Below are 5,721 nucleotides of genomic sequence, written 5' to 3'. Positions count from 1 at the left end.
CCAGCACTATGTAGTTCAGAAAGATTAATACTTGCCATGATTTTCTCCTAAAAATATTGTTGCAATCAAGTTGTGTTGCTCAACTGCTAATGCAATTTTTATTCATCCAAACTGAATAAATCAAGGCTAAAAACCTGTATAAAAAGACATAATTAAATAATTTCAGTCTTTCTAAAGCGTATTTTCGATTTTGAACAACTTTTTTGAGTTAATAGTAAGACATGTTTAAATAAGCGCAACATAGCAAATACAGATATAATGTTTTTCTTCAATATCTGGATGCTACGACATGTACGTAAGTCCTATGAGAATTTAAGTTGCATAAAAATAGGGCTTCAGCCCTTACTACAAGCGAATCAGTTTGGAAAAATCAATGACGATTAGCTGATAGAATACCCAAAGCGAGTGTAATGCGGTGGAATAAAGCAATCTTAGCCTTTGCGATCGTATCCTGCGGGTTCCGCTTTAGCGGTACGCCCCTACCCGTGTACCTCGTTTACCTGAAAAATACTGTATATGATTTAATTAATAATTTATATAAAAATCGTGCATTCTAATGTCAATTAGACTTAAGAATACACGATAATAAATCAGAAAATGAGACTATCTATAACCCGTCGTTTGCTGATTTGCTTTATTTTGCATATTATACATTTCTTTACCTATCTGTGCCCTTAAGTTACCGAGAAGATCGTCTACTTGATTGAGCGTACTGAATACAGAATCTCTTATAGAACCCGTGCTGTCTGTTGTTTCTGGTGTATTGTAATAACCTGTTTCACCGTAACTACCGCTGACAGCTTTTATTTCCCAAGATTCTAGTTGATTAAGCAAATTGTCACTATTAGTATTCAAATTTGAGATTATTATTCTTGCCATTTTTAACTCCGGAAATATGTTGGTAGTAAGTAAAATGCTCTTGGATAAGATTAAACTGCAAATACAAAAGCTCTTATTTATATTTTGTAATGTAATTTGATTAAGTCAATATTTGTCTACTAATTTTCAAGACCTAACAATATAAATTTTGTCTGGAAAAGTGTAAATTTGATAATGTTGATAGTTTTTTTGTCTTGCTAATCGTTTCATAGAAGTAGAGACGCGCCAAGACGCGTCCCTAAATGCAGTTTTTATATACAATTAACCTCAATTAATTCTTTGCCTGTGGTTGTGAGGGAATTGTTACGTCTATTGGCGTTACTTTTGCTGCTAACTGTGTCAAAGGTGGTTTAATGGCGGTTTGATTCCCCACTACCAGAGTCACGATATTTTCTGGCTTGAGATATTGCTTGGCTACCCGTTGCACATCTGCCGTTGTTGTTGCTGCGACGGCTTTTTGATAGCGAAACAGAAAATCTGCTGGATAGCCATAATATTCGTAGCGCATCAACCGCGATAAGGTTTGGCTGGGATCTTGAAAGTTAAACACAAAGGAGTTGAGTGTTGATTCTTTAGCAAAAGCGAGTTCTTCTGCCGTCACTTTTTGAGTTTGGATACGCTTAATTTCAGCTTGTAGCGCTTTGACAAATTGTACAGTGGCATCAGAGCGCGTTTGTCCGCCAGCAATAAACATGCCAGGGTAGTCGAAGCGGGGATTCCATAAGCCATATACTGAGTAAGCTAAACCTTGACGCGATCGCAATTCATTAAATAAGCGTCTGCCAAATCCATTTAACACGCCATTCAGCACATCTAGCGCTGGATAATCTGGATTATTGAAGCGTCCGCCTAAATGCCCCATAAGCACGCTACTTTGGGTTAGTTGCGGCTGATTGACAAAAAATACTCCACCTGTATTAGCAGGCGACACCTCTGTTAACTGAGGTTTAGTGATTTTGGGGTTAGGCTGCCAGTCGCCCAACTTAGCTTGAACGAGCGATCGCATTTTCTTAGCATCAAAATCTCCGACAATTCCCAAAATTATATTATTGGGGTGAAAATACTGCTCGTAGAACTTAACTAAATCCTCACGAGAGATGCGATCGACTGTGGCATACTCTATCGTCCGACCATAAGGGCTATCTTTGCCATAAAGTAATTTGCGAAATTCACGAGTGGCAATCTCATCTGGATTGTCGTTGCGACGGGCAATTCCACCTCTAGCCTGTGTTTTAGCCAAATCTAACTTCTCGGCAGCAAACACTGGTTCTCGCAGCACCTCAACAAACAGTCCAAACACTGTTTCTAAATCTTCGCTGAGTGCTTCAAAGCTAGCGCCACCACTAGCTTCGCCAATACTAGTTTCAACAGAAGCTGCCCGTTGTTCCAATATTTGGTTGAGTTCATCAGGCGAATGCTGCTTAGTTCCACCAGTTCGCATTACCGCACCTGTAAAACCAGCCAAGCCAACTTTATCCGCTGGTTCCAAACGGCTGCCTGTACGCACCAACGCCGTACCATTCACCAATGGCAATTCGCGATCTTCTATCAAATACACAACCAAGCCATTTTGGAGAACAAACCGCTCATACTTGGGTAACTTAATTTCAGGTAGCGGTGCAAACTTCAACTCCGTGTAATACTTCGCCTCCGCTGTCGCCGCTAGAGAAAAGTTAAAAGTTAAAAGTAAAAAGGCAAAAGCAGCAATCAAGATAAAAATCAGCCGTTGACTTCTTTGAATTTGGCGAAAAGTTGCTAGGAAAGTTTTCCTGCGTAACAAACCTTTCAAGACGAATTTTGCATTTTTAATTTTTAATTCCATCTGCTTTTTACTCTTCACCTTGGATCTCTGCATACTCTCTTCCTTTGCGTCCTTTGCGGTTAGTTATCTCACGCCTGTTTCGACAACAGCTTACCAATCGTGCGATTTTCAGGTGTAAAAGTCTGCTTTGCCACCCGCTGAATATCCGCAGGTGTCACCGCTGCAATTTCATCCAACTGCTTGAATAAATTCCGCCAAGAGCCAGTTTTCACCTCAAATTCCAACAATTGTTGAGCCATCCCCATATTGGAATCGAGGGTGCGTAATAAACCCGCTCTTGCTTGGGTTTTCACCCGCTGCAATTCATCTGCTGCTACAGGCTGAGTTTTCAAAGAGTCAATTTCCTGACGCAAAGCCAGCGCCAACTCATCTACTGTGCGTCCGGGAGCCGTGAGAGCATAAAACAGCATCAGGTTTGGGTACTTATCCCCAGGAAACCCACTGAAACCCTGTGCATTTAGGGCCAAGCGTTGCTTTTCTACCAAAGACTTGTACAGCCGCGATGTCCGTCCGTCACTGAGTAAACTGCCAATCATTTCATAAATTACATTGTCGGGATGAGTAACTGCTGGACGATGATAACCTTCTAAATACCAGGGTTGAGAATTTAGCTGTAAAGTAACTTCGCGTGTTTGTTTTTGTGATGGTTCCACTGGAATTTGCTCGACAGCTTTTGGTTTGGCTGGAAAGCGTCCAAAATAAATTTGTGCGAGTTTTTTCACCTCAGTTGGGTTAACATCTCCGACAATGGCGATCGCTAAATTACTCGGAACATAATGGGTATCAAAAAACTTCTCCACATCTTCCGGTGTCAGATTACGGATATCTTCGTCATAACCAATCACCGGTCGCCTATAAGGATGAACTTTATAAGCAGTATCAATAAACTTCTCCACCATCAGCCCGATGGGTGAATTTTCTATCCGCATCCGTCGTTCTTCTAAAATTACATCTTTTTCTTTATAAAATTCCCGACGAATTACAGGTGCTAAAAATCGCTCTGACTCTAACGACATCCAAAGTTCTAGCTTATTAGCAGGAAAGCTGTAAAAGTAACGAGTGGCTTCTGTGGAAGTATTAGCATTTAAACCTACGCCTCCAGCTTGTTCGACAATTTGCCCCATCTCGTTTGGTTTGACTAACTTAGCGGCTTGCGATTCCACTTGCTCAAACTCAGCTTGTAAGCGCAATACCTCATCTTGTTTCCCGTTAGCTTTCGCAGTTTTAATTTGAGTATCTAACTGCTCTAATCGGTCTAGTAGCGGTTTTTCTGCTTTGTAGTCTTTTGTACCAATACGTGTTGTACCTTTAAATGCCAAATGCTCTAGAAAGTGTGCTACACCCGTTTTCTTATCGGGTTCATCCACACCACCTACATTTGCATAGGTAAGAAATGAGACTACTGGTGCTTGATGCCGTTCTAAAACAATGAACTTCATCCCATTTTCGAGGCGAAACTCTGTCAATTGCTTCATCGTTCGATCCAAATAAGGTTGAATCGAACTTGGCGCTTGCGGTCTTTGGAGAGGAGGTGCAGTCTGAGTCTGTGCTAGAGCGACTTCTGGAATTAGCCCCCACCAGAAAATTATTAGTGCCGTCAACATTGCCAATAGCCGACGTAAAATCATAGATACTTCATGGGACAAATCCCAAATTGAACGGCTGTGCTGATTCATAAGCGACAATTGAAGTAAAATTTCACTACCTAAGAAACAAACGATTGGGCAAACAGGGCGTTAATCTAGTATTAAGCTTTCGGTGCTTTTTTACTTGACGTTAGACAATAATGCTACAAGTCGTGTTCCGAAAATCACACAATAATTGTTATGCGAGTTTTTAATTCTCCACCTTCAGAGGCTCAAACGCGTACCCGCATTTTACAAGCGGCACAACGGTTGTTTGCCTCCCAAGGATTTGATGGCACTACTACCCGCGATTTAGCACAAGCAGCAGGTGTCGCTGAGGGCACTTTGTTTCGTCATTTTCCAAATAAAAAGGCGATTTTAATAGAAGTAGCAACTAGTGGCTGGGTGGACATCTTAACAGATTTACTCACAGAATTGAGTGAAATGGGCAGCTACAAAGCGGTAGCTCAGGTAATGCGCCGTCGGATGTGGAATTTTCACAAGAATGTCGATTTAATGCGAGTTTGTTTCATGGAGGTGCAGTTTCACCCAGACTTGCGCGATCGCATTCAAATCGAAGTCATTAACAAAATGACCGATGTTGCCGAAGCATTCTTTCAAACGGCAATGGATAAAGGCATTTATCGCCAAGCAGATGCAAAACTTGTAGCCAAAGTTTTCTTAGGAATGTTTGCGATCGCCGGATTTTCAAACAATACCCTGATGGAACCCGACGCTTCCCCTCAAGAAATGCAGCACATGGCCGAAGGACTCGCTGATATCTTTCTTAATGGAGTCTTAGCCAAAGAATAAGAACGAGAGTTAAAAGTTAAAAGTTAGAAGTTAAGAGTTATCACTCAGCACTCAGCACTCAGCACTCAGCACTCAGCACTATCTTCGCTTGCTGACTCCACTGTTGCACCAGTTCAATTGGCGGACACAAATCTCGCCGTTGCATTGTTGCTACCTGCAAGCGCAAAATTTGTTGGTGCAATCTGTGAGTGGGAACCTGAGCTAACTGTACTACAGAACCAATTCCTGCATGAAGCAATAAACCGCAATATTGTGTGCCGACACTAGGAATACGCGCTAAATCAGCCAAAGCTACCCATTTATTTACATACTGGAGATGAACCTGTAATTTATTAGCGATCGCCACCCTAGCTGCTGGACTTTTGCCTTGTTTGAATAACATTCCTGTGGTTAAAATTCCACAATTTTGCAGTTGCGATCGTTCTTCCTGACTCAATCCAGGCAATTGCTCGATAGGCCAATCACAACAGATGACAGGACTCCTACTCTTTATGCGCTTAACAGACATTTCTACAACTCAAACAAAGGCTTATTTAAATATTGTGACTTACAAAAAATTCTTTGCTATGTTGCACAATATAG

The 5,721-nt window shown here is 41.4% G+C and carries 5 protein-coding genes; 1 reads left to right on the top strand and 4 read right to left on the bottom strand.

From position 1 onward, the window contains the following. Positions 1-603: 603 nt before the first annotated feature. From I8752_RS13465 to I8752_RS13455, 3 genes are all read right to left on the bottom strand, one after another. The gene (locus I8752_RS13465; protein WP_214432832.1) at positions 604-879 is read right to left on the bottom strand and encodes a hypothetical protein; all 276 of its coding nucleotides are present in this window, start codon (positions 877-879) and stop codon (positions 604-606) included. Positions 880-1,150: 271 nt separating this feature from the next. Then, a complete protein-coding gene (locus I8752_RS13460; RefSeq protein WP_214432831.1) occupies positions 1,151-2,734 on the bottom strand; it encodes a M16 family metallopeptidase in 1,584 nt (527 codons plus the stop codon). Between the two features lie 35 nt (positions 2,735-2,769). Then, positions 2,770-4,377, bottom strand: coding sequence for a M16 family metallopeptidase (locus tag I8752_RS13455; protein ID WP_214432830.1), 1,608 nt, complete (start codon positions 4,375-4,377; stop codon positions 2,770-2,772). A 150-nt stretch (positions 4,378-4,527) separates the two neighbouring features. Between I8752_RS13455 and I8752_RS13450 the strand changes: the two genes are divergently transcribed. Beyond that, the gene (locus I8752_RS13450; RefSeq protein WP_214432829.1) at positions 4,528-5,139 is read left to right on the top strand and encodes a TetR/AcrR family transcriptional regulator; all 612 of its coding nucleotides are present in this window, start codon (positions 4,528-4,530) and stop codon (positions 5,137-5,139) included. 58 nt (positions 5,140-5,197) lie between these two features. On the opposite strand, the gene I8752_RS13445 is transcribed toward I8752_RS13450, so the two are convergent. Next, positions 5,198-5,647, bottom strand: coding sequence for a DUF4332 domain-containing protein (locus tag I8752_RS13445; protein WP_214432828.1), 450 nt, complete (start codon positions 5,645-5,647; stop codon positions 5,198-5,200). Positions 5,648-5,721: the final 74 nt, after the last annotated feature.

Source organism: Dendronalium phyllosphericum CENA369 (assembly GCF_016056275.1).
GTDB classification, from domain to species: domain Bacteria; phylum Cyanobacteriota; class Cyanobacteriia; order Cyanobacteriales; family Nostocaceae; genus Dendronalium; species Dendronalium phyllosphericum.
This window is presented reverse-complemented; position numbering and strand designations above follow the sequence as displayed.